23 protein-coding genes are annotated in these 25269 nt (G+C 72.1%); 10 read left to right on the forward strand and 13 right to left on the reverse strand.

What is annotated here, in order from left to right:
- Window positions 1-606: 606 nt before the first annotated feature.
- A complete protein-coding gene (locus tag ACGF8B_RS16510; protein WP_392738857.1) occupies window positions 607-1809 on the forward strand; it encodes an amino acid deaminase/aldolase in 1203 nt (400 codons plus the stop codon).
- A gap of 15 nt (window positions 1810-1824) precedes the next feature.
- Here the strand turns inward: ACGF8B_RS16510 and ACGF8B_RS16515 are convergent, their stop codons facing one another.
- Window positions 1825-2835 carry a DUF2510 domain-containing protein gene (locus tag ACGF8B_RS16515; RefSeq protein WP_392738859.1) on the reverse strand — a complete coding sequence of 337 codons (1011 nt, stop codon included), beginning with the start codon at window positions 2833-2835 and terminating at the stop codon, window positions 1825-1827.
- A 233-nt stretch (window positions 2836-3068) separates the two neighbouring features.
- Here ACGF8B_RS16515 and ACGF8B_RS16520 point away from each other — a divergent pair, with 233 nt between their 5' ends.
- The gene (locus ACGF8B_RS16520; RefSeq protein ID WP_392739282.1) at window positions 3069-3764 is read left to right on the forward strand and encodes a FadR/GntR family transcriptional regulator; all 696 of its coding nucleotides are present in this window, start codon (window positions 3069-3071) and stop codon (window positions 3762-3764) included.
- Between the two features lie 51 nt (window positions 3765-3815).
- On the opposite strand, the gene ACGF8B_RS16525 is transcribed toward ACGF8B_RS16520, so the two are convergent.
- On the reverse strand, window positions 3816-4112 hold the full coding sequence (locus tag ACGF8B_RS16525) for a hypothetical protein (RefSeq protein ID WP_392738862.1): 297 nt from the start codon (window positions 4110-4112) through the stop codon (window positions 3816-3818).
- Between the two features lie 34 nt (window positions 4113-4146).
- A complete protein-coding gene (locus ACGF8B_RS16530; protein ID WP_342284061.1) occupies window positions 4147-5070 on the reverse strand; it encodes a LysR family transcriptional regulator in 924 nt (307 codons plus the stop codon).
- Between the two features lie 70 nt (window positions 5071-5140).
- Here ACGF8B_RS16530 and ACGF8B_RS16535 point away from each other — a divergent pair, with 70 nt between their 5' ends.
- Window positions 5141-6319: a TDT family transporter gene (locus ACGF8B_RS16535; protein ID WP_392738865.1), complete on the forward strand. Its 1179-nt coding sequence runs from the start codon at window positions 5141-5143 to the stop codon at window positions 6317-6319.
- Here ACGF8B_RS16535 and ACGF8B_RS16540 read toward each other — a convergent pair.
- The 4 genes from ACGF8B_RS16540 to ACGF8B_RS16555 all read right to left on the reverse strand — a co-directional run bounded on the left by ACGF8B_RS16540 (window position 6258) and on the right by ACGF8B_RS16555 (window position 11386).
- On the reverse strand, window positions 6258-6965 hold the full coding sequence (locus ACGF8B_RS16540) for a helical backbone metal receptor (protein WP_392738868.1): 708 nt from the start codon (window positions 6963-6965) through the stop codon (window positions 6258-6260). The two genes, ACGF8B_RS16535 and ACGF8B_RS16540, sit on opposite strands and share 62 nt — an antisense overlap.
- A 12-nt stretch (window positions 6966-6977) precedes the next feature.
- Window positions 6978-7523, reverse strand: coding sequence for a helix-turn-helix domain-containing protein (locus ACGF8B_RS16545; protein ID WP_266691864.1), 546 nt, complete (start codon window positions 7521-7523; stop codon window positions 6978-6980).
- A 160-nt stretch (window positions 7524-7683) separates the two neighbouring features.
- Complete coding sequence (locus ACGF8B_RS16550) at window positions 7684-10320, reverse strand: ABC transporter permease/substrate binding protein (RefSeq protein ID WP_392738871.1); 2637 nt, start codon at window positions 10318-10320, stop codon at window positions 7684-7686.
- Entirely contained in the window at window positions 10313-11386 is a 1074-nt protein-coding gene (locus tag ACGF8B_RS16555; protein ID WP_392738873.1) for a glycine betaine/L-proline ABC transporter ATP-binding protein, read from the reverse strand. Before ACGF8B_RS16555 ends, ACGF8B_RS16550 begins: the two co-directional genes overlap by 8 nt.
- 348 nt (window positions 11387-11734) lie before the next feature.
- Here ACGF8B_RS16555 and ACGF8B_RS16560 point away from each other — a divergent pair, with 348 nt between their 5' ends.
- Together ACGF8B_RS16560 and ACGF8B_RS16565 are read left to right on the forward strand one after the other, a co-directional pair.
- On the forward strand, window positions 11735-12643 hold the full coding sequence (locus ACGF8B_RS16560) for a 5'-3' exonuclease H3TH domain-containing protein (RefSeq protein ID WP_392739284.1): 909 nt from the start codon (window positions 11735-11737) through the stop codon (window positions 12641-12643).
- Window positions 12644-12689: 46 nt separating this feature from the next.
- Window positions 12690-13532: a siderophore-interacting protein gene (locus tag ACGF8B_RS16565; protein WP_392738875.1), complete on the forward strand. Its 843-nt coding sequence runs from the start codon at window positions 12690-12692 to the stop codon at window positions 13530-13532.
- A 153-nt stretch (window positions 13533-13685) separates the two neighbouring features.
- Here the strand turns inward: ACGF8B_RS16565 and ACGF8B_RS16570 are convergent, their stop codons facing one another.
- Window positions 13686-14402 (reverse strand): MerR family transcriptional regulator, encoded by a 717-nt coding sequence (locus tag ACGF8B_RS16570; RefSeq protein WP_392738877.1) that lies wholly within the window; start codon window positions 14400-14402, stop codon window positions 13686-13688.
- Window positions 14403-14556: 154 nt separating this feature from the next.
- Between ACGF8B_RS16570 and ACGF8B_RS16575 the strand changes: the two genes are divergently transcribed.
- Together ACGF8B_RS16575 and ACGF8B_RS16580 are read left to right on the forward strand one after the other, a co-directional pair.
- On the forward strand, window positions 14557-15486 hold the full coding sequence (locus ACGF8B_RS16575; RefSeq protein ID WP_392738880.1) for a hypothetical protein: 930 nt from the start codon (window positions 14557-14559) through the stop codon (window positions 15484-15486).
- The gene (locus ACGF8B_RS16580; RefSeq protein WP_392738883.1) at window positions 15483-15950 is read left to right on the forward strand and encodes an ABA4-like family protein; all 468 of its coding nucleotides are present in this window, start codon (window positions 15483-15485) and stop codon (window positions 15948-15950) included. The genes ACGF8B_RS16575 and ACGF8B_RS16580 overlap by 4 nt, the downstream gene beginning before the upstream one ends.
- A gap of 9 nt (window positions 15951-15959) precedes the next feature.
- Here the strand turns inward: ACGF8B_RS16580 and ACGF8B_RS16585 are convergent, their stop codons facing one another.
- The 3 genes from ACGF8B_RS16585 to ACGF8B_RS16595 form a co-directional block, all read right to left on the reverse strand.
- Window positions 15960-16739, reverse strand: coding sequence for an ABC transporter permease (locus ACGF8B_RS16585; RefSeq protein WP_392738885.1), 780 nt, complete (start codon window positions 16737-16739; stop codon window positions 15960-15962).
- The gene (locus tag ACGF8B_RS16590; RefSeq protein ID WP_392738888.1) at window positions 16736-17779 is read right to left on the reverse strand and encodes an ATP-binding cassette domain-containing protein; all 1044 of its coding nucleotides are present in this window, start codon (window positions 17777-17779) and stop codon (window positions 16736-16738) included. Before ACGF8B_RS16590 ends, ACGF8B_RS16585 begins: the two co-directional genes overlap by 4 nt.
- Before the next feature lie 197 nt (window positions 17780-17976).
- Window positions 17977-18657, reverse strand: coding sequence for a PadR family transcriptional regulator (locus ACGF8B_RS16595; RefSeq protein WP_392739285.1), 681 nt, complete (start codon window positions 18655-18657; stop codon window positions 17977-17979).
- 218 nt (window positions 18658-18875) lie between these two features.
- Between ACGF8B_RS16595 and ACGF8B_RS16600 the strand changes: the two genes are divergently transcribed.
- The 3 genes from ACGF8B_RS16600 to ACGF8B_RS16610 all read left to right on the forward strand — a co-directional run bounded on the left by ACGF8B_RS16600 (window position 18876) and on the right by ACGF8B_RS16610 (window position 22463).
- Window positions 18876-20639: a molybdopterin-dependent oxidoreductase gene (locus ACGF8B_RS16600; RefSeq protein ID WP_392738891.1), complete on the forward strand. Its 1764-nt coding sequence runs from the start codon at window positions 18876-18878 to the stop codon at window positions 20637-20639.
- A 290-nt stretch (window positions 20640-20929) separates the two neighbouring features.
- Entirely contained in the window at window positions 20930-21919 is a 990-nt protein-coding gene (locus ACGF8B_RS16605; protein WP_392738894.1) for an ADP-ribosylglycohydrolase family protein, read from the forward strand.
- 100 nt (window positions 21920-22019) lie between these two features.
- Window positions 22020-22463 (forward strand): SPW repeat protein, encoded by a 444-nt coding sequence (locus ACGF8B_RS16610; RefSeq protein WP_385825678.1) that lies wholly within the window; start codon window positions 22020-22022, stop codon window positions 22461-22463.
- 134 nt (window positions 22464-22597) lie between these two features.
- Here ACGF8B_RS16610 and ACGF8B_RS16615 read toward each other — a convergent pair whose 3' ends face one another.
- Window positions 22598-23671, reverse strand: a complete 1074-nt coding sequence (locus ACGF8B_RS16615) for a DUF917 domain-containing protein (protein ID WP_392738898.1) — start codon at window positions 23669-23671, stop codon at window positions 22598-22600.
- Window positions 23664-25259: a hydantoinase/oxoprolinase N-terminal domain-containing protein gene (locus tag ACGF8B_RS16620; protein WP_392738900.1), complete on the reverse strand. Its 1596-nt coding sequence runs from the start codon at window positions 25257-25259 to the stop codon at window positions 23664-23666. The genes ACGF8B_RS16615 and ACGF8B_RS16620 overlap by 8 nt, the downstream gene beginning before the upstream one ends.
- Between the last annotated feature and the right edge of the window lie 10 nt (window positions 25260-25269).

Genomic DNA, 25269 nt, shown 5'->3' on the forward strand with positions numbered 1-25269 from the left:
CCGGCGACCGGCGGAACGGCGGGTGGAACAGCGGGCGCGGACGCGGGCGCGACAGCGACCGGCGGAACGGCAACCGGCGGGGCCGCGACGGGCGCGGACGCCACGGCGACCGGCGGAACGGCGGGTGGAACAGCGGGCGCGGACGCGGGCGCGACAGCGACCGGCGGAACGGCAACCGGCGGGGCCGCGACGGGCGCGGGCGCTTCGGGGGTGGGGGCCGGGGGCACCGGGCGCAGCCGGGCCGTGGTCTCCACCGGCGGGACGGCCGCCGTGGACGGTGGTGTGCTCCGGCTCGTGGGATCAGGTGCGTCCGCCGGAGTCGTGGGAGCCGGCGCGGGGCCCTGCGCCGGAGCCGCCGGGGGCGTCGACGGCGGGGTCGTGGGGCGGGGCGGGACAGGAGCGCGCTGCGCCTCGGTACTCATCCGCCCCCCTGGTCCCGTTCCGTACCGTGCGCGGATCGACGTAACAGGCAGGCCTGTTGGTTGCCGCGTGCGGTCACTCTACGGGGTGGAAAGGCCCCGGCGGGAGCGGGCGGCCTCCCGTCCCGGACGATCTGCGCAGATCGTCCCCCTACCCAGCGGTACGGACGTCTGGCAAGCTGCGGCCATGACTGCCCGTGCCACTGACCGGACCCGATACGACCGGGCCACCGCCCATCTGGACGCCCCGATCGCCGTCGTCGATCTCGATGCGTTCGACGCCAATGCCGACGACCTCGTCCGCCGGGCGGCCGGGAAGCCGATCCGGGTGGCGAGCAAGTCGGTGCGCTGCCGCGCGCTGCTGGAACGGGTGCTCGCCCGGCCCGGGTTCGCCGGGATCATGTCGTTCACGCTGGCGGAGTCGCTGTGGCTGGCGCGGGCCGGGTTCGAGGACGTGCTGCTCGCCTATCCGACGGCCGACCGGGCCGCCCTCGCCGAGCTGGCCGCCGATCCGAAGCTGGCCGCCGCGGTGACGGTGATGGTCGACGACCACGCGCAACTGGAGCTGATCGACGCGGCGCGGTCGGGCGGCGGCGAGGAGATCCGGGTCTGTCTGGAACTGGACACCTCGCTCCGGCTGCTCGGCGGCCGGGTCCGGGTCGGCGCCCTGCGTTCCCCGCTCCGCTCCCCCGCCCAACTGGCGGAGCTGGCACGCTCGGTGGCCCGGCGGCCGGGGTTTCGGCTGGTGGGTCTGATGGCGTACGAGGGTCATATCGCCGGGGTCGGGGATTCCGTCGCGGGCAGGCCGCTGCGCTCCCGGGCGGTCCGGCTGATGCAGGCCGCGGGCCGCAGGGAGCTGGCCGTCCGGCGGGCCGAAGTCGTGCGGGCGGTACGGGCGGTGGCATCGGACCTGGAGTTCGTGAACGGCGGCGGCACGGGCAGTGTGCAGCACACGGCGGCCGAGCGCGCGGTGACCGAGATCGCGGCCGGGTCGGGGCTCTACGTACCGAGGCTGTTCGACAACTACACGTCGTTCACCGCCCGTCCGGCGGCGCTGTTCGCCCATCCCGTGGTACGTCGGCCCGGTGTGGGCGTGGTGACGGTTCTCGGTGGCGGCTATCCTGCGTCCGGTCCGGCGGGCCCGGACCGGCTGCCCGTCCCGTATCTGCCGGAGGGGCTGCACTACGACCCGCAGGAGGGGCCCGGCGAGGTGCAGACCCCGCTGCTCGGCGCCCCGGCCGACGATCTGCTGATCGGTGACAAGGTGTGGTTCCGGCACGCGAAGGCCGGTGAACTGTGCGAGCGCTTCGACGAGTTGCAGCTGATCGAGGGCGACCGGATCACCGCGACGGTGCCGACGTACCGGGGCGAGGGCCGTACGTTCCTCTGAGCCGGGCGGCCCGTGTCAGGGAGCGATCGAGCTGCCCGCGCCACCGCTCGTGGCACTGTCGCCGATCGGCCGGATCGCCTTGGTGATGGTGTCCATGAGCGAGAGCGGCGGTCCGTCGGGGCCCGCGTCGAAGGCGTAGCGCACGATGATCAGCGACTCGGTGCCGATCGTGGACGGGAAGACGAGCGACTGCACGTAACCGCCGGGCCCCTTGCCCGTTTCGACCCGCCAGCGCACCTGGTAGCCGGCCCGGCCGGCAACGCTCACGGACGCGGAGTCGAGCACCTTGTGGGACGTGATGCCGCCGTGGATCCGGCTGCCGACGATGTTCTTCTCGTAGGCGCCGTCGGCGGCGGTGGCGATGTCGTGCTTGGCGAGTTCCTCGGCGGAGGTGATGTCGGTGGCGTTCGCGATGCGGCTGGTCACGGTGCCGTGGTAGCAGAAGTCGGAGGAACTGCCGGGGCATTCGTAGGAGTTGACGGTGCGCATGGTGAGCACCGATTCGGCCGTGTGGTCGGGCTTCTCCCAGCCGTCGGGGATCGGCAGGGTGATGCCGTTGAGCTGGTCGACGAGGACCTTCGGGTCGTCCTCGGCCGGTGAGCCGGTGGGCGACGGGGTGTCCGTCACGGTGGCGGTGGGCGTCCCGGAGCCGCCCGGTCCGGCCTCGGGGCGCTTGCCGTCGTCGTCCCTGCCGAGCAGGACGGCTCCGGTGACGGCGGCGCCGACGACGATCAGCCCGGCCACGGCGAGCGCGACGATCCGGGTGGCGCCCCGGCCGGCAGGGGTGGTGCCGTTGCCGGCCGCGGTGGTGACCGGCCCGGGGAGGCGGAAGTCCTGGGGCACGGCGGCGACCGGTTCCGACGGGCCGAACACCTGGGGCGCGACGGCGACCGGTTCCGACGGGCCGAACACCTGGGGCGCGGCGGCCGGACGGGTGTGCGCGGTCCACGCGGTGCCGTCCCACCAGCGGTCGGTGCCCGGTGCCGCGGCGTCCGGATACCAGCCGGGTGGTGTCGCGTTGCTCATCCCCACACTCTAGGGTTCGGCCACCGGCACCGACCGTCGATTGTCCGACTGTCCGATTCCTCCTCGGGCGGTGACCGGGACCTCCGGGGACGCCCCGCACCGGGCCGGACGGAGGACTTAAGGTGAGCTTAAGGTGTGATGCTCAACCATTGACGGCGCGACCGTGGCGGTCGGCCGTCGGCCTGGAAGGGGAACGGGGCGTGGCCGGGGAAAGCGAGTTCATCGACCGCCTGATGCCCGTACTGCGGCCCGTCCGGGCGGGAAACGGCTTCGAGGAGGCGCTGGAGCAGATCCTCCAGGTGATCCGGCTCGGGCTGGTGCCGGGCGGCGGGCGGCTGCCGGCCGAGCGCGATCTCGCCGAGTTGCTGGGGATCAGCCGGGTCACCCTGCGCGAGGTACTGAAGGTCCTCCAGGACCAGGGCCTGGTGGAGAGCAGGCGCGGCCGGTACGGCGGCACGTTCGTGCTGCGGCGCACCGGAAGCCCCGGCGAGGACGAGCTGCGCCGCAGGATCGCCTCCGTCGACATCGAGGACGTGCTGCGCTTCCGTGAGGTGCTGGAGGCCGGGGCGGCCGAGCTGTGCGCCGCGCGGGGACTGGACGACGAGGGCGCGGGCCGGCTGCGTACCGCCCTGACGGCGACACACGAAGCGCCGCTGACGGACTACCGCAGGCGCGACACCCTGTTCCATCTGACCCTGGCCGAGCTCTCCGGGTCCGCGTCGCTGACCACGCAGTACGCGGCCGTGCGGGCCACCCTGAACGATCTGCTGGACTGCATACCGCTGCTGGTGCGGAACCTTGAGCATTCGCAGCACCAGCACACCAGCCTCGTCGAGGCGGTGCTCGACGGGGACGGGGAGGCCGCGCGCGCGGTCATGCGCGAGCACTGCGCGGGCACGGCCGCGCTGTTGCGCGGCTTCCTGACCTGAGTCGCGGCCGGTACGGCCCGGCGCCCGGGAAGGACCCAAAGGTCTTGTCCGTCACCATTGCCCCGGCTGTTCCGGGAACCGGCCGCGGGTGTCGTCCCGTCGTGCGGCGGGGCTGCCCGGGTTCGCCTCGGCGCCCACCGCCTTGACGAACGCGCGCCGTCCGTCCGCGAGCCGGACCCGGGCGGCGACGCCCGGCGAGAATCCGCCGCTCTGGCCGCGCGCCTCGACGGCCCAAGCGCCGAGGATGCCCTCGACGGCATCGCGGACGGTCGCGGGCAGGCCGGCCCAGTGGTGCCGGATGCCGGTGGCGGGTGGAGCGATCACATCCATCCGCGCGTTCTTCACCACGGACCCGGGCATCCGCCGACGCGTTCGCAGCCGGTCAGCCGTCCCGTGCGGTCAGTGACAGCAGGTCGCGGGCCGGTCCCGTCGGGCGGTGGCCCGAGGGCCAGACCGCGCGCAGCTGGCGCCGCAGGCGCACTTGGGCGACCGGGACCTTGACCAGCCGCCGCGAGGACAGCTCCTCGCCGAGCGCCAGTTCGCTCAGCACGCACGGCCCGGCGCCGCTCTCCGCCGCTCCCTTCACCGCGGTCGTGGAGGAGAGTTCGAGCAGCGGCTGGGCGAGGCCGCCGTACACGGCGAGGGCCGCGTCCAGGACCTGGCGGGTGCCGGAGCCGTGTTCGCGCAGGATCAGCGGGGTCGCGGCCAGTTCCTGCGGGGTGAGGGGGGTCATCCGGCGGGCCCAGGCGTGGGACGGGGCGACCACGACGACGAGGCGGTCATGGGCGATGACCGTGCCGTCGAGCCCTTCCGGTACGGACAGGCCCTCCACGAATCCGAGGTCGGCCTCGCCGACCAGCAGCCGGCCGGCCACCGCCGCCGAGTTCCCGGCCAGCAGCGAGACCGCCGTGTCAGGCCGTTCGGCGCGCAGCGCTATGAGCCAGCCGGGCAGCAGGTATTCGGCGATGGTCATGGAGGCGGCGACCCGCAGCCTGGAGTCCCGCCGGTCGCGCAGCGCCTGTGCGCCGGCGTCGAAGGCCTCGGCCGCCTCGATGATCCTGCGCGCCCAGTCGGTGACGAGCGCGCCCGCGTCGGTGAGCCGGGAGCCGCGCGGTGACCGGTCCAGCAGGGCCACGCCGAGCTGCCGCTCCATGGAGCGGATCCGGCTGCTGGCGGCGGGCTGGGTGACGCCGACGTCGCGGGCGGCGCGCCCCAGGCTGCCGTGCCGGGCGACGGCGAGCAGGAGTTCCAGCGCTCCGAGGTCGGGGATCCGGTGCGAGAGGGGGACATGTGCTTCGCCGGCCATAAAGCCACCTTATGACCTCATAGACATGGACTCCCTGGTGGGGCCCGGCCCCCGCCGGAAGAATCGTGGCATGGCCATCCTTCCGCAGACGCAGCAGACACCGCAGGCGAATCAGCCGCGACAGCCCTCGCCCCCGGTTCCGGCCGCCGAGCGGCTGCCTGCCCTGCGGTACCTCGGCCCCAACTGGTACGCGGCCGTGATGGGCACCTCGATCGTCGCGAGCGCGGGAGTCGCGCTGCCCGTGCACGTGCCGGGGCTGCGGGCCGCCTGCACGGTGGTGTGGGTGCTGGCGGCGGTGGCGCTGGCCGTGGTGCTGGTGGCCCGGACCGGGCACTGGATCGCCCACCGCGACCAGGCCCGCAGCCACCTCCTCGACCCCGCGGTCGCCCCGTTCTACGGCTGTCTGTCGATGGCGCTGCTGGCGGTCGGCGGTGCGTCGATGGTGGTCGGCCAGGACGTGATCGGACATCGGCCGGCGCTCGTCCTGGACGTGGTGCTGTACACGGCGGGCACGCTGATCGGGCTGGCCGCCGCGGTCGCGATCCCGTATCTGATGGTCGTACGCCACCGGATCGAGTCCGGCACCGCTTCGCCGGTGTGGCTGCTGCCGGTGGTGGCGCCGATGGTCTCCGCGGCTCTGGGCCCGCTGCTGGTGCCGGAGCTGCCGGCCGGGCAGTGGCGGGAGGCGATGCTGCTGGCCTGCTACGCGATGTTCGGTCTGAGCCTGCTGGCCACGCTGGTGATGCTGCCGCTGATCTTCGCCCGGCTCGTCCACCAGGGGCCGCTGCCGCTCGCGCTGACGCCCACGCTGTTCCTGGTCCTCGGCCCGCTCGGTCAGTCGACGACCGCGGTCAACCAGCTCGCCGATGTGGCGCAGGGTGCGATCGGGGCGCCGTACGCCTCGGGGCTCAAGGTGTTCGCCGTGCTGTACGGGGTGCCGGTGATGGGGTTCGCGCTGCTGTGGCTGGCGCTGGCCGTCGCGCTGGTGGTGCGGGCCGCACGCAACGGCATGACCTTCGGCATGACGTGGTGGGGCTTCACCTTCCCCGTCGGTACGTGTGTCACGGGCGCCGCCGGTCTGGCCCGGCACACCGGCCTCACCGCGTACACCTGGCTGGCCGTCGCGCTGTACGTGCTGCTGGTGGCGGCCTGGGCGGTGGCCGGGGTGCGGACGTTGCGCGGGCTGTTCAGCGGAGCGCTGCTCGCAGCACCGCAGGCGCCCGCACCAGTGACGGTCCGTACCACGTGAGGTACCGCCCGTCGACGAGTGCGGCGGGCAGGGCGGGGAAGGCGTCGGGCCCGTCGTCGGGGGTGAAGCGGTACGGCTCGTCGGGCAGGACGACCAGATCGGCGCCGGCCGTGCGGAGTGCGTCGAGCGAGATACGGGGATAGCGCTCGGGGTGGTCCGCGTACACGTTCTCGACGCCGAGCCGGGCCAGCAGGTCCCCGGCGAAGGTGTCGCGGCCCAGCACCATCCAGGGCCTGCGCCAGACGGGCACGATCGCGCGGCGCGGTGCACGGGGCGGCGGCAGCGCGGCCCAGGCCGCCTCGGCCTCGTCCAGCCAGCGCGGCCGGGCCGGCCCGCAGACGGTGACCAGGACCCGGTCCAGTTCCTCGAAGGCCTGGTCGAGGGTGCGGATCTCCGTGACGAGCACCTCGGTCCCGGCGGCCCGGAGCGCCGCGAGGTCGGGCTCGCGGTTCTCCTCCTCGTTGGCGACGACCAGATCGGGCCGGAGCGCGAGGATGGCCGGAACGTCGGGATTCTTGGTACCGCCGATCCGGGTCGCGGCCAGTCCGGCCGGGTGGGTGCACCAGTCGGTGACGCCGACCAGCAGGCCGGGCGCGGTGACGGCGACGGCCTCGGTGAGCGAGGGGACCAGGGAGACGACGCGCACGGCGGACCCCTCTCAGCGGCGCGGGTCGTAGGTGGCGTCGATGTGCTCGGCGACCGCGACGACCAGCAGCCGCGTGCCGGGCACGGTGGCCCGCCAGCGGTGCCGCACCCCGCCGGACAGGAAGAGGGTGTCGCCCTGCTCCAGCCGGTACGCCTGCCCCTCGGCCTCCACCTCTGCGGCGCCCTGTGCCACGTACATCACCTCGTCGTTGCGGTGCTGGAACTCGCGCCCGAGGTCGAGTTCCCCGGTGAACTCCAGGGCGCTGAGCTGGTGGCGGCCGCGCACCACCCGGCGTACGCCGTCGCCCTCGCCGGCCCGCACGACATCGACAGCGCGCGCCGAGTCCGCGGCGGCGCGCAGCCGTGCCGTGGTGGTCTCCAGGGCTTCCGCGACCCGGTCCAGCGACCGGGCGCTGGGCCGGGCCCGCTCGTTCTCGATCTGGCTGAGGAACGGCACGGACAGACCACTGCGGCCGGCGACCGCGGCCAGCGTGAGCCCCAGGGTTCTGCGCCTTCGGCGGACCGCGGCGCCCACGCGGAGTGCTTCCTTCTCGTCCATGTCCGGCTCCCTCCCGACTCGTCATCCTTCCGGCTGCCAGCACATTACGCACACGGTTGCGCAAGGTCGGCCGGATGACGATCGTCCGAAAACCCCGAAAGGGCGGGCCCGCCGTCGGCGGTGCCCACCCTTTCCGGTGGTTCGGGTCCTGCGGGAAGCCCTACTGCGGAGCCATCTTGTCCGCGATGCCCGGGTTCTTCCCCATCCAGGCCTTCACGGCCTCTTCCTCGTGCCCCGCGCCGTGCTTCTGGATCTGGTTCTCCAGGCCGGCGAGCTGGTCCTCGCTCAGCTTGAAGTCCTTGAACCACTTCGTCAGCTGCGGGTAGTTCTTCGGGAAGTCCTTGGACGCGATGGTGTGCAGCCGGTCACCGTTGCCGAAGGCCTTCTCGGGGTCCGTCAGCTTGGTCATGCCGTACTCGCTGTACGCCCAGTGCGGGGTCCAGAGCAGTACCGCGATGGGCTCCTTCTTGGCGTACGCGCGCTTCAGCTCGGCGAGCATGCCGGGCGTCGAGGAGTCGACGACCTTGTACTCCTTGTCCAGGCCGTACGTCGGCAGCACGTTCTTCTTGAGGTTCTCCATCGTGGCGGTGCCGGGCTCGATGCCGACGATCCGGCCCTTGAACTGCGAGGCCTTGCCCTTGAGGTCGGCGAGGGACTTGACGTCCTTCACGTAGGAGGGGACCGCGACCTCGATGGACGTCGGGCCGTACCAGGAGCCGAGATCGCTCAGCTGCGAGCCGTACTTCTCCCAGTAGTTCTTCTGGGTGTACGGCAGCCAGCCGTCGAACTGCACGTCGATCTGGCCGCGCGACATCGCGGCGTACATCGGACCGACCTCGAACTGCTTGAGGTTGATCCTGTAGCCGCGCTCCTCCAGGACCGCCTTCCACAGGTACGTGGCGGCGATGTCCTCCTCCCAGGGGAACCAGGCCATCTCGACGGCGCGGTCGCGCTCGTCCTTGCCGCTCGCGCCCTTGGACGCGGCGGCCTTGGTGACCGGGGTCCACTTGTCGGCGACGCCCGGGTTGGCCTTCAGCCAGGTGCGGACCGCCTCCTGCTCCTTGCCGGAGCCGGACTTCTGGATCTGCGCCTCAAGGCTGGTGAGCTGGTCCTCGGTCATCTTGAAGTTCTTGAGCCAGCCGCCGACCTCGGGGTTGTCGGCGGAGAAGCCCTTTCGGGCCAGGGTGTGGATGCCGTCGCCCTTGCCCCAGAGGTTCTTGGGGTCCTTGAGCTTGGTGAGCTCGAACTGGTTGTAGGCCCAGTGCGGCGACCAGAGCGGAACGACGATCGGTTCCTTCTTGGCGTACGAGCGCTTCAGCTCGGCCAGCATCGAGGGCGTGGAGCCGTCGACGACCTTGTACTCCTTGTCCAGGCCGTAGCCCGGCAGGATCTTGTCCTTGAGCAGGCCCGTCTCACCGGCGCTCGGCTCGATGCCGACGATCCGGCCCTTGAACTGCGAGCCCTTGCCCTTGAGGTCCTCCAGCGACTGGACGTCCTTCAGGTACGAGGGGACGGCCAGCTCCAGCGAGGTGGGGCCGTACCAGGAGCCCATGTCCTCAAGGTTGTCCTTGTACTTCTTCCAGTAGCTGGCGTGGGTGACCGGGAGCCAGGAGTCGGTCTCGAAGTCGATCTGGCCGTTGGCCATCCCGGTGTAGAGCGCACCGGCCTCGTACTGCTTGACGTCGACCTCGAAGCCGCGCCGTTCCAGCATCTCCTTCCAGAGGAAGGTGGAGGCGATGCCCTCGTCCCACGGGATGTAACCCATGCTGATCTTCTTGCCCGCGCCGATGTCCGAACCGTCGGCGGTGTTCTTCTTCTCGTCCGTGCCGGAGGAGCCGAAGATGCCCAGGGCGCCCGCGACGAGCGCGAGGACGACCACACCGGAGACCGCGACCACGGGCTGCGGACGGTGGTTCCAGATCTTCAGGCCGCCGGACATCGACTGCGCCCTGGCGAGCGCGCGGCGGGCGAGCGGGGAGACCTCGCGGCCGAGGGCGCCGGTCATCCGGTCCAGGTACATCGCCACGATGACGATGGAGATGCCCGCCTCGAAGCCGAGGCCGACGTCCACGTTGCCGATGGCGCGGTAGACGGCGCCGCCGAGGCCGCCGCCGCCGACCATGCCGGCGATGACCACCATGGACAGGCCCAGCATGATGACCTGGTTGATGCCCGCCATGATGGTGGGCAGCGCGAGCGGCAGCTGGACCCGCAGCAGGGTGTTGCGCTTGGTGGTGCCGAAGGCCTCGGCCGCCTCGACGAGCTCGCTGTCGACCTGGCGGATGCCGAGTTCGGTCATCCGGACGCCCGGAGGCAGCGAGAAGATGATGGTGGCGATGATGCCGGGCACCACGCCGACGCCGAAGAAGATGACGCCGGGGATCAGGTAGACCATGGCGGGCATGGTCTGCATGAAGTCCAGGACCGGCCGGGTCACCGCGCTGACGGTCTTGGAGCGGGACGCCCAGATGCCCAGCGGTACGGCCAGCACCAGCGCGATGATGGTGGCGACGAGCACCAGGGTGAGGGTGTCCATCGCCTCGTCCCACAGCTCGACGGAGTCGATGACGGCGAAGCCCACGAAGGCGAGCACACCGGCGAGCAGACCGCGCAGCCACCAGGCGATGACCGCGACGATGCCCGCGAAGAGCAGCGGGGCGGGGGCGGAGAGAACGGCGGCTATGCCGTCGAACATGTTGCTGACTATGGAGCTGATCGCGTCGAACAGCCAGGCGAGATGGGTCTGGAGCCAGTCGACGGCGGAGTCGACCCAGTCACCGAGAGGGAGCCTAAACACTGGCCACCTTCTTCGTGACGGTCGTGCCGGCCCGGACGTCCTTCGGGGCCTCGGCGGGGGTCATCGGCTCGCCGAGGACGGCGAGCAGCCGGGCACGCGGGACGACACCGACGAGCTTGCCCTCGGCGTCGGTCACGGCGACCGCGACCCCGCTCTGCGAGCAGGGCGTGAACAGCTCGATGATCGGGGTGGACTCGGTGACGGTGGCCGGGGCGGCCGCGAGCACGTCGGCGGCGGTGCGCAGCTCCTTGCCGTCGTCCGTGCTGGTGCCCATGACGGTGTGCGGCTCGGCCATGATCGCGCCGGCGGTCAGTACCCGGGTCCGGTCGACGTCCTGGGTGAAGGAGGCGACGTAGTCGTTGGCCGGGGTGACGAGGATGTCCTCGGCGGTGCCGAGCTGGACGATCTTCCCGTCGCGCATCACGGCGATGCGGTCGCCGAGGCGCATGGCCTCGTTGAGGTCGTGGGTGATGAAGACGATGGTCTTCTTCAGCCGCTTCTGCAGTTCGAGCAGCTGGTCCTGCATGTCTCGGCGGATCAGCGGGTCGAGCGCGCTGAAGGACTCGTCCATCAGCAGCAGGTCGGCATCGGTGGCCAGGGCGCGGGCCAGGCCGACACGCTGCTGCATGCCGCCGGACAGCTCGTCGGGCCAGGACTTCTCCCAGCCGGCCAGGCCGGTCAGCTCCAGCGCCTGGGCGGCGCGCTTCTCGCGCTCGGCACGCGGTACGCCCTGCACCTCCAGGCCGTACGCGGCGTTCTCCAGCACACTGCGGTGGGGGAAGAGCGCGAAGTGCTGGAACACCATGCTGATCTTGGTGGACCGGACGTGCCGCAGCTCGGCGGGGCTCAGGGCGGTCAGGTCCTGGCCGTCGAAGAGCACGCGTCCGGCGGTGGGCTCCAGAAGTCCGTTGAGCATGCGCAGCAACGTGGACTTTCCGGATCCGGACAGACCCATCACGACGAAGATCTGTCCCGGTTCGACGGTGAACGAGGCGTCGATCACCGCTGCGGTCGTTCCGTCGGCGCGCAGCTCGTCGCGGTCGGCGCCGCCTTCGAGCTTCTGCACGGCTTGATCGGGTCGTCTGCCGAACACTTTGTACAAGCGTTCAGCTTGCAGCCTTGACACATACACCTCGCGGGTTGAACCGAAAACGGTCTGCCACCCCCTCCGGCAGACCGTGGAGCGGCGCGGATTCTTCCCGCATGGCACGTGCACTGGTTGAAACCGGTACGTGATCCGCTCCGGCTGCGCGCCTGCCCCCGCTTACACAAAGCAAACACAAGAGTGATCCAGGTCACATTTCAGCGATGGCCGCCATTGTCCGTCCCTTCACCCCGGGGTCATGCGCGTACGGCGTCCGGGGCGGCCGGTGTCAGTGGGGTGCGGCATCATCGGGGTGTGACGCGACGCCTGATGCTCCTCGACACCGCCTCCCTCTACTACCGCGCCTACTTCGGGGTCCCCGACTCGGTGCGCGCCCCGGACGGGACACCGGTCAACGCCGTGCGCGGGCTGCTCGACTTCATCGGGCGCCTGGTGCAGGACCATCGTCCGGACGACCTGGTCGCCTGCATGGACGCGGACTGGCGGCCGCACTGGCGGGTCGAGCTGATCCCCTCGTACAAGGCGCACCGGGTCGCGGTGGAGACCTCCGAGGGGCTGCCCGACGAGGAGGAGACTCCCGACACCCTGGCCCCGCAGGTGCCGGTCATCGAGGAGGTGCTCGACGCGCTCGGGATCGCCCGGGTCGGCGTCGCGGGCTACGAGGCGGACGATGTGATCGGCACGCTCGCCGGCCTGGCCACCGGCCCCGTGGACATCGTTACCGGCGACCGCGACCTCTACCAGCTGGTCGACGACGCACGCGGGGTGCGGGTGCTCTACCCGCTCAAGGGCGTCGGCTCGCTCCAGCTGACGGACGAGGCGTGGCTGCGGGAGAAGTACGGGGTGGACGGCTCCGGCTACGTCGACCTGGCCCTGCTGCGCGGCGACCCCAGCGACGGGCTGCCGGGCGTCCCCGGCATCGGCGAGAAGACCGCGGCGAAGCTGCTGGACGCCTTCGGCGATCTGGCCGGGATCATGGCCGCCGTCGACGACCCGAAGTCCCGGCTGACGCCGTCGCAGCGCAAGCGGCTCGACGAGGCCCGGGACTACGTGGCCGTCGCACCGAAGGTGGTGCGGGTCGCCGGTGACGTACCGCTGCCGGCCTTCGACCCCGCGCTGCCCGCGGGTCCGCGCGATCCCGCCGCCCTCGAAGCCCTCACCGAGCGGTGGGGACTGGGCGGAGCGGTGCAGCGCCTGCTCTCCACTCTGCACGGCTGAGGTGTTAGCTTAGGTAAGCCTAAGCAATCGGAGCAGGGAGAACCTCGTGGCAGAACGACCGGCGCGGCAGGCACCCCAGGCGCAGGGGGCCCAGGTGCTGCGCACCGAGCGGATCACCCCGCACATGGTGCGCGTGGTGCTCGGCGGTGAGGGCCTCGCCGGCTTCGAGCTCGCCGGTTTCACCGACCATTACGTCAAGCTCTGCTTCGCCCCCGAGGGCGCCGGCTACGCGCACCCCTTCGACATGGCCCGCATCCGCGAGGAGCAGCCGCGCGAGCTGTGGCCCACCACCCGTACGTACACGGTGCGTTCCTGGGATCCGGCCACCCGTGAGCTGGCGATCGACTTCGTGGTCCACGGCGACGAGGGTCTCGCCGGGCCCTGGGCGCTGCGGGCGGCCCCGGGTGACCAGGTGACCTTCCTGGGACCGGGCGGGGGCTACGGCCCGGACGCCTCGGCGGACTGGCATCTGCTGGTGGGCGACGAGAGCGCGCTGCCGGCCATCGCGGCGGCCCTGGAGCAGATGCCGGCGGGCGCGGTGGTGCACGCGTTCGTCGAGGTGGCGGACGCGGCCGAGGAGCAGAAGCTCGTGACGCCGGACGGCGTCGGGGTGACCTGGCTGCACCGCGGCCGGCGTCCGGTCGGCGAGGCGCTGACCAACGCCGTGAAGGAGCTGGAGTTCCCCGCGGGCGAGGTCCGGGCGTTCGTCCACGGCGAGGCGGGCTTCGTGAAGGAGATCCGCCGCCATCTGCGCCTGGACCGCGGGATCCCGCTCCCCCAGCTGTCGATCTCGGGCTACTGGCGGCTCGGCCAGAACGACGACGCCTGGCGCTCGGTCAAGCGCGAGTGGAACGCACAGGTGGAGCGCGAGCAGGAGAGCGCCGCGTAACACCGGATCACACAGGTGCGCCCCGGCCCCCGGCCGGGGCGCACCTGCGTCCGGACCGCACCGGCTTCCGGACCGCGCTCGCGTCCGGGCCGCCGCCTCACCCACCGACGCCCGGCACCTGAGCACTCCTGCCGCTTCCTGCGCCCGCGCCACTCACGTCGCCCTCGCACTCACGCCGCTTTGGTCGCTCCCGTCTCCCTTGTCACTCCCGTCACCCCGGCCGGTCGACCCGCCCCTGCCGCCGTCGCCGTCGTACGCGCGCGCCGACGCGTCCGCCTGCGCGAGCCGTCGCAGCGCGCCGAACATCGCCTCCCCCAGCACCGTGCCCACGACCACGCTCTCTACCAGGTCCTCGCGCGCCACCCGCCGCCCCACGTAGTCGAGGTCGGCCCGCGCGACCGCCTCGGCGGCGGCCGCGTAGTCGTCGAGCAGATCGACGAAACCGCCGTGCCCGGCCCGTCGCAGTGCCACGACCACCTCGGCCAGCGACTCGCCGGCCGGCCCGTCCGCCCCGGCCCGCCAGCCGCGCCGCTCCAGCAGCTCCGCCACCTCGTCCCGGGCGTCCTCCAACTCGGGCCCCGATTCGCCCCCTCGCAGCGGGGTGAGGCGTTTCGCCGCGATGCCCAGCACCTTGTGCACGGGCTGCTCCGGGTCCTCGACCACCCGCAGCACATCGCCGATGGCGGCCAGTGAGAGCCCGCCGACATCCAGCAGCGCGCGGATCAGCCGCAGCCTGCGCTCGTGACCGGAGTCGTAACTCGCCTGGTTCGGACTGGTCAACTGCCCTGCCGGCAGCAGCCCTTCACGTACATAGAACTTGATCGTCGGTACCGGGACCCCGGACCTGCTGCTCAACTCGCCGATGCGCACCGAGTGTTGCTCCTTCCACGCTTGCCAACCCCCGGCCCATCATAGATAGTTCCACTATCGGATAGCGGAAAGTGCCACTATCCATAATCCCTGAGGGGTCCTCATGTCTTCCTGGCGCTCCTGGCATCGCCCGTTAGTCCTCTTCGCCGGGGCGATGGCCGTGATGACGGTCGTCTCGGCCGTGGGCCTGATATTCGACGACCGGGTCCTCGCGGGCACGGCGATATGGTTCAAACCGTTCAAGTTCGCGGTCTCGTTCGTGGTGTACGCGCTCGCCCTGGCCTGGATGCTGACGCTGGTCACCCGGGGCCGGCGGCTCGCCCGGTGGGCCGGGACCGTGGTCGCGCTGTCCAGCCTCACCGAAATGGCGATCATCACCGGCCAGGTGATCCGCGGCAGGCGGAGCCACTTCAACCACGCCACCCCGTTCGACGAGACGCTGTTCAACGCGATGGCCGTCACCGTCGTCGTGCTGTGGACCAGCACGCTGGTCATCGCGATCCTGCTGATGCGCGCCCGGATCGCCGACCGCGCCTCCGCCTGGGCGATCCGCTCGGGTGTGCTGCTCGCCCTGGTCGGCGCCGGATTCGGTTTCCTGATGACCCGGCCCACCCCCGAACAGCGGGCGGCCGGGAACCTGGACACCGCCGATGTGATCGGCGCGCACTCCGTCGGTGTGCCGGACGGCGGCCCGTCGATGCCGCTCACCGGCTGGTCCACGACCGGCGGCGATCTGCGCATACCGCACTTCATCGGGATGCACGCGCTCCAGCTGCTGCCGCTCTTCCTGCTCGCGCTGGTCTCCCTGGCCCCCCGCTTCCCCCGGCTGCGTGACGCACGGATCCGGCTGCGGCTGGTGCTGGTGGCCTCGGGGGCGTACGCGGCGGTCGTCGCACTGGTCACCTGGCAGGCGCTGCGCGGCCAGCCGCTGATCCACCCGGACGGTGCGACGCTGGGTGCCGCCGCGCTGATCGTCGTCGCGAGCGCCGTCGGCGCACTGGGAGCACTGAGGCCGGCTCCCGCGGGGCAGCGAACAGGCACGAGCCCCGAATCCGCTTCCGCCCAGAAGGAGTCCGTGTCATGACCGGTACCCTCTTCCAGCTCTCGTTCTACCTTGCGGCCCCGTTCTGGCTGCTCATGATCCTGGCGCCGAACTGGCGCCCCACGGCCCGCGTCGCGGCCTCGCCGCTCACCGTTCTGCCGGTGCTGGTGGTCTATCTGGTGATGGCCGTGCCCGTCTTTCCCGAGCTGTGGGACGCGGTGCGCAGCCCCGACATCGACTCCTTCCGCGCGTTGATGGCACTGGCGAACGGGGCCGGGGCGATCTGGGCGCAGGTGATCGCCTGGGATCTGCTGCTGGGCCAGTGGATGTACCTGGAGGGGCGGAGGCTGGGGATCTCTCCGCTGGTGATGGGGCCGTTGCTGGTGCTGACGATCCTGCTGTCGCCGTTCGGGCTGCTGATCTTCCTCGCGCTGCGGGCGGTCCGGAGGCCGAGGACCCGGCCCGGGAACGCGGTCCCGGACCGGGTCGGCCACGCGACGCCGTAGCGCCGTACGTCAGACGGACTTCTGGTACGAGCGGAACGTACGGGTCGACAGCCCGACCGCGATCACCGCGAGCACCAGAAGGGCTCCTCCCCGACTGAGCACCAGCCACCGGTCAGGGTCTGCGGACAGTGCCGAACGGCCCGCCACCATCGCCCAGTTGACGGGGTTGAAGTCGGCGACGTGCCGCATCCAGGACGGCATCTGGCTCGGTGCCATGAAGGAGGAGGAGAGGAAGGTCAGCGGCAGCAGCAGGAAGGTGTTGATGCCGATGATCGACTCGCGCCGGCGGACCAGCATGCCCAGGGCGTTGGAGAGCGCTCCGAAGACGGCGCCGAGCAGCACCGAGGCGAGGACCAGGATCAGCAGTCCGCCCGCACCGCCCGGGTAGGAGGCCCCGGCGGCCCGGCCGAGCAGCAGGATGACGACGGACTGCACGGCGGTGCCGATGCCGTTCTCCACGACATTGGCGTTCATCAGCGCGTTGCGGCTGACCGGCGTCGTCAGGAAACGGTTGAGCGTGCCCCGCTCGATCTCCTCCAGGGTGCCCATCCCGGCCCACATGCTCGACCCGAGCGCGCTCATCACCACGATGCCCGGGATCAGGTAGTCCAGATAGGACGTGGTGCCGAAGCCGCCCAGTTCGACGACCTTCTTGAAGAGATTGCCGAACAGGAACAGCCAGATCACCGGCTGGACCAGCGAGATGACCAGGAAGACCGGCTGCCGGGCGACCGCCATGAGCCGACGCTGCGTCATGTACCAGGTCTGGGCGAGTGCTTGAGTGCTCATCGGGTGCCTCCGGCGGGGGCGGGCGCGCCGGCGGAACGCGCGTCAGCGGTTTCGGCCTCGGAGAAGCGGCGTCCGGCGTAGCGCAGATAGACGTCGTCGAGGGAGGGGCGGGCCACGGTGGCGGCGGCGACCGCCGCACCGGCCCGCTCCAGGGCGGCGAGCAGTACGGGGACGGCCGCGGCGCCGTCCTCGGCGCGCACGCTCACCCGGCGGCCGTCGACCAGCACCTCGTGCACCCCGGGCAGCCCGGTGAGCGCGGTGGTGACGGCCCCGGTGTCGCCCCCGGCGCGCAGCTCCATGTGGACGGCGTCGCCCCGGAGTTCGCCCTTGAGTTCGTCGGGGGTGCCCTCGACGACGATCCGGCCCCGGTCGACGATCGCGATGCGTTCGGCGAGCCGGTCGGCCTCCTCCAGGTAGTGCGTGGTGAGGACGATGGTCAGCCCCTCGTCGCCGGCCAGCCGGGCGATCTCCTCCCACATCGCCGAGCGCGCCTCGGGGTCGAGTCCGGTGGTGGGTTCGTCGAGGAAGAGCACCTCGGGACGGTGGACCAGGCCGAGCGCCACGTCGAGGCGACGCTGCATCCCTCCGGAGTACCCCTTGACCTGGCGGTCGCCCGCGTCGGCGAGGTCGAAGCGGTCCAGCAGTTCGGCGGCGCGGCGCTGCACGGCCGCGCCCCGCATCCCGTACAGCCTGCCCTGGAGCAGGAGGTTCTCCCGGCCGGTGGCGACCGGGTCGGCGCCGGACTTCTGGGCGACCACGCCGATGGCCCGGCGGACCCGGTCGGGGTGGCGCAGGACGTCGTGTCCGGCGACGGTCGCGGTGCCGGAGTCGGGACGGGCCAGGGTGGTGAGGATCTTGACGGTGGTGGACTTTCCGGCGCCGTTGGGGCCGAGCAGTCCGAAGACCGTACCGGTCTCGATGCCGAGGTCCATGCCGCGCAGGGCGGTGACATCGCCGGGATAGGTCTTGATCAGGTTTCGCGCCGCTACGGCGGGCGCACGGGTGCTGTTCCGCGCCACGGCGGGCGCACGGGTGCTCATGACAGAGCTCTCCTGTGGGTCGGCGTGGTGCTCGGGTGCTCCGAGCACTCGGGCATGCCGAGCCGATCCGTGTGAAGAGCGCCGGGCTATCCTTGGTGTGCGGCACCTCGATCGCCCGGTTCGCCCTCACGGCGTGACCGGTCCGGGGTTCGAGACCCCGACGGTCGCTGCTCCAACAGCTTCCGTCGGGGTCCTGCTCACTCTGGGTCCTGCGTCCAGCCCTTCCGCTCGGGGTCCAGGACGATCTCCTGTTCGTCCAGGTCCTGCCAGTCCTGCGGGACTTCACCGGTCTCGTGGAAGGACTTCCACTCCTCGATACCGCTGATCGTCCCGTCGTCGAGTTCGTCGCGGAAGTTCTTGATCCACTCCAACTGGGCGTCGATCATGTGGAGCTGGTACTCGGTCTCGATGACGAAGACACGGGGCAGCTTCTCCCCCAGTTGGCAAAGGACACCCCGCACGGCCGCCGCGCGGATCGCCAGCGCCGCCGACCGGGTCTCCATCAGCTCCGACACTTCCTGCGGCGGCAGCACCGGCAGCAGCGCCAGCGCCGTCTCGAAGACCGGGTACTCGGCGGCGGGGACGGCGAGCAGGTCGGAGAGCCAGTCGAGCATCTCCGTACGCCCGGCTCCGGTGATGCCGTAGAGCGTGCGCTCCGGGCGGTTCCCCTGCCGCTGGACGCCGGCCACCTCCACGTACCCGTGCTTCTCCAGGTTCTGGACGACGGTGTAGAGCGAGCCGAAGTTGATTTTGACGCTGTGTTCCTTGCCGCGCCGCCGGAGCGTCTGGGCGATCTCGTACGGATGCATGGAGCGCTCGGCGAGCAGCACCATGACCGTCAGTGCCAGCGGATTGCTGAGCTTGCGCCGCTTGGCCACCGATCCCACCACCCTCACCCTGCCGTAACTCGCCATCGAATACTCGTCTGCGAACATATCGCGTGCACCCGGACGCGTCAACCACGATGTATCGCGACTTGCGGATGGCGGGCGGACAGCGTGACAGGATCTCGCACACTGACCGATTTGCACCGACAACGCCGTCCGGAACGATGCCCGGACGGACAGTCCCGAGGTGCCGCCGGGGAGGCCGCCGCATGAAGGAATCCGATGCGCAACACCGCGGAACCGCGGGGTCGGAGAGGGTACGCCGGAGCCGCGTCCCGCTCACCGTCCTCGCCGCGCTCGGCGGGCTGATCGCCGGGTTCTGCTCCCTGGCCGCGGCCGAGCTGGTCTCGGCCCTCGTACGCCCGGAGGCGGGACCGGTCACGGCCGTGGGCGCGGCGGTCATCGACCGCTCTCCCACCGCGCTGAAGGAGTTCGCCGTACGGCACTTCGGCACCGGCGACAAGTCGGCGCTGGAGCTGGGCATCGTGACGCTGCTGGCCGTCTTCGCCATGGCCATCGGGGTGCTGGCGCTGCATCACCGGCGGGCAGGGTCGGCGGCCGTCCTGGTCTTCGGCGCGGTCGGGGCGGCCGCGGCGGTGGGGCGGCCGGAGGGCAGCGCGCCGGATGTCCTGCCGTCGGTGGTGGGCGCCGCGGTGGGTGCCGGAGTGCTGTTCGCCCTGACCGGACGGCTCCCGACGGCTCCCCCTCGGCCGTCGGCGTCCGGATCCGTATCCGAGCCCGGGGACGTATCCGAGTCCGAGTCCGGGGCCGAGGCCAGCCCCGGGTCCGGGTCCGGGTCCGGGTCCGGGTCCGGGTCCGGGTCCGGGTCCGGGTCCGGGTCCGGGTCCGGGTCCGGGTCCGGGTCCGGTGGGGCGTACCGCGCGTTCGACCGCCGGGGCTTCGTCGTCATGGCGGCCGTGGTGACGGCGGTCTCGGCCGGCGCGGGGCTGCTGAGCCGGCGGCTCACCGCCTCCGTCCAGGCGGGAGCCACCGCCTCGCGCCACGACCTGGTCCTTCCCGTGCCCGACTCGCCGGCACCCGCCGTCCCGGCCGGCGCCGGGCTGAACATCCGGGGGCTGAGCCCCTTCTTCACGCCGGACAAGGACTTCTACCGGGTCGACACGGCCCTGGTGGTGCCCCGCCTCGACGCGGCCGAATGGCGGCTGAGGATCCACGGCGAAGGGGTCGCCCGGCCCCTCACGGTCGGTCTGCACGACCTGCTGCGCCGGGAGATCATCGAGCGGGACATCACGCTGGCCTGTGTCTCCAACGAGGTCGGCGGCCCGTACATCGGCAATGCCAGGTGGCTCGGGGTACGCCTGGCCGACCTGCTGCGCGAGGCCGGGGTGCGGCCGCCGTCGGCGGGCGGTCCGGCCGACCAGCTCGTGGCCCGATCCGTGGACGGCATGACGATCGGCACACCGGTCGAGGCGGTCATGGACGGACGGGACGCGATGCTGGCCCTCGGCATGAACGGCGAGCCGCTGCCGTTCGCGCACGGCTTCCCGGTCCGGATGGTGGTCCCCGGCCTATACGGATACGTGTCGGCCTGCAAATGGATCGAGGACATCGAGCTGACCACGTTCGACGCGTACGACGCCTACTGGGTCCGGCGGAGCTGGGCCCAGCAGGCACCGGTCAAGACCGGGTCCCGGATCGACACCCCCCGCGCGTCGGCCTCCCCGAAGCGCGGCACCGTCCCGGTGGCCGGGGTCGCCTGGGCACAGCACCGGGGCATCTCCCGGGTCGAGGTCCGGGTGGACGGCGGGAAGTGGCACCCGGCCCGCCTGGCCGCCGGCGACAACCGGGACACCTGGCGCCAGTGGGTCTGGGAGTGGCCGGCCACCTCCGGCCGCCACACCCTCGAAGTCCGCGCGACGGACGGCACCGGTGCCACGCAGACCGGCCGGCGGGCCGACACCGTTCCGGACGGCGCCACCGGCTGGCACTCGGTGGAGGTCGACGTCTCCTGAGCCCGGCACGTGCCGCCGGACCCGAGCCCGGCACGTGCCGCCGGACCCGAGCCCGGTACATGCCGCCGGACCCGAGCCCGGTACATGCCGCCGGACCCGAGCCCGGTACATGCCGCCGGACCCGAGCCCGGTGCATGCCGCCGGACCCGAGCCCAACGCCTGCTGCCACGCCTTGTCCCAACACCCGACGCCGCGCCTTGGCCCGACGCCCGCCGCCGGGTGTGCGCCCGACACATACCGCCGGGCCTCAGCCCGATACGTGCCGCCGGCCGCCCTCGTAGGCTGACCGGATGAATCCGACGAATGCTGCGGGCCAAGTGCACCGACCGGACCGGGTGGCGGGTGCCGTCGTGGGTTCGGCGGTGGGGGACGCCCTGGGCGCGCCCTTCGAGTTCGGGCCCGCCGGTGTGTACACCGCCCGCTTCCCGGACGGCGTCGGCACGATGTGCGGGGGCGGCGGCTGGGATCCGGGCGAGGCGACGGACGACACGCAGATGGCCGTGCTGGTCGCGGAGTCGCTGCTGGAGCGGGGCGGCCTCGACCTTCCCGACATGTTCGGCCGGTTCTGCCGCTGGGCCGCGGGCGGGCCGAAGGACATCGGGCTGCAGACCGAGGACGTGCTGACGAGCGGCGAGGCGTGGGACCTCGCGGCGGCGCTGCACTTCCAGGTCAACGGGCGTGCGGCGGGCAACGGTTCACTGATGCGGGCGGCCACCTCGGCCGTGTACTTCGCGGCGTCGGGCCGTACGGCGACCATGGACGCCGCCCGCCGGATCGCCGCCCTCACCCATGGCGACCGCGCCGCCTGGGAGGGCACCGCCGTCCTCCACGAGCTGATCCGGGTGGCGCTGGACGGCGGCGATCCGCTCCTCGCCGTCCCGGACGCCCTGGCGGACGTGCACGAGGATCACCGCGAACGCTGGGCCCGCGTCCTCGCGCCCGGCTGGCACCCGGACGCGGCGACGGAGTTCAACGGCGCGGTCTGGCCGTGCCTGGGCACCGCGCTGTGGGCGCTGCGCACCACCGATTCGTACGGGAGCGCTCTGGCCGCCGCCGTGGACGTGGGCGGGGACACCGACACGGTGGCCGCCGTGACCGGCGCCCTGGCGGGTGCGGTGTACGGCTTCGGCGCGATCCCGGCGCGCTGGACGGAGCCGCTGCACGTGCCGCTGCCGGGGTACGGGGACCGGGTGCTGCGGACCCCCGGCCTGGTGGACCTGGCCCGGCGGCTGGACGGTGCGTCACCCCGTGCGGTTCCCACGGATTTCCATGGGCTCTGAATCTACACATAAGGGAGATATAAGCGCAGAATGGCATAAGCAGGCTGCTCATAGCGCACAAGTGGCGGGTGGTCTGCACGGAGCGAAGGAGACGAACCCCATGTCAAACCTCTCGCACACCGGCCGTGACATGGCCAGTCACCCCGATGTTTCAGAAATGCGCGATCGATATGCCCGCATGCTCGGTGGCCGCGATGTGGCTCTGGTGGACGCACCGGTGTTCCTCGTCGGTCTCTACTGCGCCATCTCGCCGTGGGTGCTGCATTTCACCGCGACCCAGCCCACGCTCGCGACGCACAACCTGATCATGGGTATCGCGATCGCCGCGCTGGGCCTCGGGTTCACCGTCATGCCGGAGCGCATGTACGGCCTGAGCTGGGCCATCTGCGCCATGGGGATCTGGACGATCCTCTCGACGTGGATCGTCGGCAGCAGCCCCGACCTCGGCGTCGTCCTCAACAACGTCATCATCGGCGGCCTGACCGTACTGCTGGGCCTGGCCTGCGCGGCCGTGTCCATGAAGAGCGGCAAGCGGACGGTCTGAGAAGGGCGGACACCCGGTCCGGAACCTCCGGGAAGGACATGCGCCCCGGCCGGTCCGCGCGTGCGGACCGGCCGGGGCTGTCGTGGCCGTCGCGGTCGTAGCGGCCGCTACGGCCGTCATGGCCGTCCCGCGCTTCAGCTCTCCCGGAACGGCAGGTAGTCCACGTCGTACCCGAAGTACCGCGGCCCGGCGAGCGCCAGGCCGCCCGGAGTGGTCCAGCGCGGGTCGCAGGGTGCCGCGAGAACGCTGACGCGCAGCCCGTAACGCAGGCCCTCGGTGGTCACCGGGTCGCCGGTGTCGGTGTCCAGCACGCAGATCAGGTCGGGGGTGGTGGCGACCGTCTCGCCGTCCCGGGTGGCCAGCAGATGCTCGTTCTGGAAGCCGAGTTCGAGCACCCGGCCGCCGTCGCCGCCGATGCCCTCGATCCGGGCGTTGCCGCGGGCGAAGCCGCCCTCGGTGCGGCGGCTGACGTCGATCACCTTGCCGGTCAGCAGATGGGTGCCGGACAGCATGGTGCGGGCCGCGAGCACCGGGTCGGTGTGCGCGGCGCGCGCCTCGCGCACCGCCGCGCCGAGCCGCTCGGCGAGCGTCAGCGTGGCGGGGACGAGTCCGTCGGTGAGCTGGTCGCCGCGCATCACGGTGTCGGCGCTGGAGATCTGGCAGCCCAGCTCCACGCAGACCGCCCGCGCGATGCGCTCGGCGGCGTGGTTGGAGACGGCGTCGACGATGATGCTGTTGCCCTTGTCGTCGGCGAGCGCCATCGGGGTGTTGGCCACCCCGATCAGGCCGGGCAGCACCATCTGCGCCTCGGGGAAGGCGCGGCCCATGGCGTCGCCGTCGACCAGGGGCAGCCCCGCCTCGGCGGCGCAGGCGATCGGCAGCATGGAGTTGACTCCGCCGACCTCGATCGGTGCGATGTGGGTGGCGGCCCGTCCGATGTGCTTCTCCAGGGCGCGAAGGGCGGCCACCTCCTCGCCGCCGGCGGGGACGCGCTCCAGCAGTACCGTCGGTGCCCCCATCCCGGAGACGGGGACCACCGTCGCGTCGTCGGGCACCTCGTCGAAGGCGACCAGCCGGACCGGTCCGTACGTGCGGATGGCCTCGCGGGCCAGTAGCTTGCCGATGTACGGGTCACCGCCGCCGCCGGTGCCGAGGATGCCCGCGCCGCGCGCGATGTCGTCCAGGTTGTCGAGGTTGATCTCACGCATGTGACGCTGCTCCATGGGTGTCGCGCGCCCCGGCCGGGGCGCGGGTGGTACCGATGCCGTTCAGGTCGAGGTCGCCGACCGCCTTGACCCGGATCCGGGTCGCGCCGCCGGGTAGATAGGCCAGCGGGACCTCCTCCACGTCGACGACGCGGACCGTGCCGGGCCTGGCGCCGGCGCTCTCGGCCCGGCCCACGGCCTCCTCGCGGGCCTCGGCGAGCACGGCGTCCCGGCGCCCCTCCGGGACCTGGAAGACCCGGTCGACCTCTCCGCCGACCTGGGCGATGGCGGCGCCCACCGCGTTGGCGACGTCGAAGTGGCCGGGGCGGCGCACATCGTCGAAGCCGGGCAGGGCCGCGGGCACCAGCACGCTGCCGCCGCCGACCGCGACGACCGGCAGCGACCCCGCCGAGGTGCGCATCCGGTCGACGGTCTCCGCCAGCCGCTCCGCGATCCGGTCGAGCGCGCGGGCGGTGAACTCCGGGTCCAGGTGGGCGACCCGGGAGCGGTCGCCGATGTCGGCGCGGCCCGCGGCGACCGCGAGGTCGGTCGCCGTGAGCGTGGAGCCGCCGAAGACCAGCGCCTCCTCGGTGAGCCGGAATCCGACCGAGCGGGGTCCGGTCTCGCCCTCGGGCGACACCAGGGAGCCGCCGCCGATGCCCAGCGAGAGGACGTCGGGGATACGGAAGTTGGTCCGGATGCCCGCGGCCTCGCTCTCGCCCGCCGCCTCGCGCGGGAAGCCGCCGGCCAGGATGCCGACGTCCGCGGTGGTGCCGCCGACGTCGACGACCGCACAGTCGCCCAGGCCGGACAGGAAGGCGGCGCCGCGCATCGAGTTGGTGGGCCCGGAGGCGAAGGTGGCCACCGGGTAGGCGCGGGCGAAGTCCACGTCCATCAGCGTGCCGTCGTTCTGCGACAGGAAGAACGGGGCGGTCAGCGACACCTCGGCGAGCGACTTGGCGAACGACTCCACGATCGCGGCCGCCAGGTCGCGCAGCGCCGCGTTGATGATCGTGGCGTTCTCCCGGGCCAGCAGGCCGACCCGGCCGAGTTCGTGCGAGAGCGAGAAGTGCACGCCGGGGCCCAGTTCGGCACCGAGTATCTCGGCGGCCCGGCGCTCGTCCTCCTCGGCGACCGGGGAGAACACGGACGAGACGGCCACCGAGGTCAGGCCGCGCGCGGCGATGTCGGCGGCGGTGCGCCTCAGCTCATCGGGGTCGAGCGGGGACAGCGGCCGTCCGTCGAACTCCCGCCCCCCGTGGCAGAGATACCCGTGCCCGCCGACGGCCGCCCGCTGGCGCTCCGGCCAGTCGGTCATCGGCGGCAGCGCCGCGGTGGCCGGCAGACCGAGCCGTACCGCGGCGACGGGGGCGAGCCGGGCGCCCTCGATCAGTGCGTTGAGGAAGTGGGTCGTACCGATCATCACGGCGGTGACGGATTCCATCGGCGGGTCCAGGGCCCGGATCGCCGAGGTCACGCCGGAGGTGATGTCGGAGGTGGTGGGGGTCTTCGCGGTGGCGATGATCCGGTCGTCGTCCCCCAGAAGGGCGGCGTCGGTGTTGGTGCCTCCGACGTCGATTCCGATGCGCATGGTGTGTCTG

The organism is Streptomyces sp. NPDC047917, assembly GCF_043204345.1.
GTDB classification, from domain to species: domain Bacteria; phylum Actinomycetota; class Actinomycetes; order Streptomycetales; family Streptomycetaceae; genus Streptomyces; species Streptomyces sanglieri.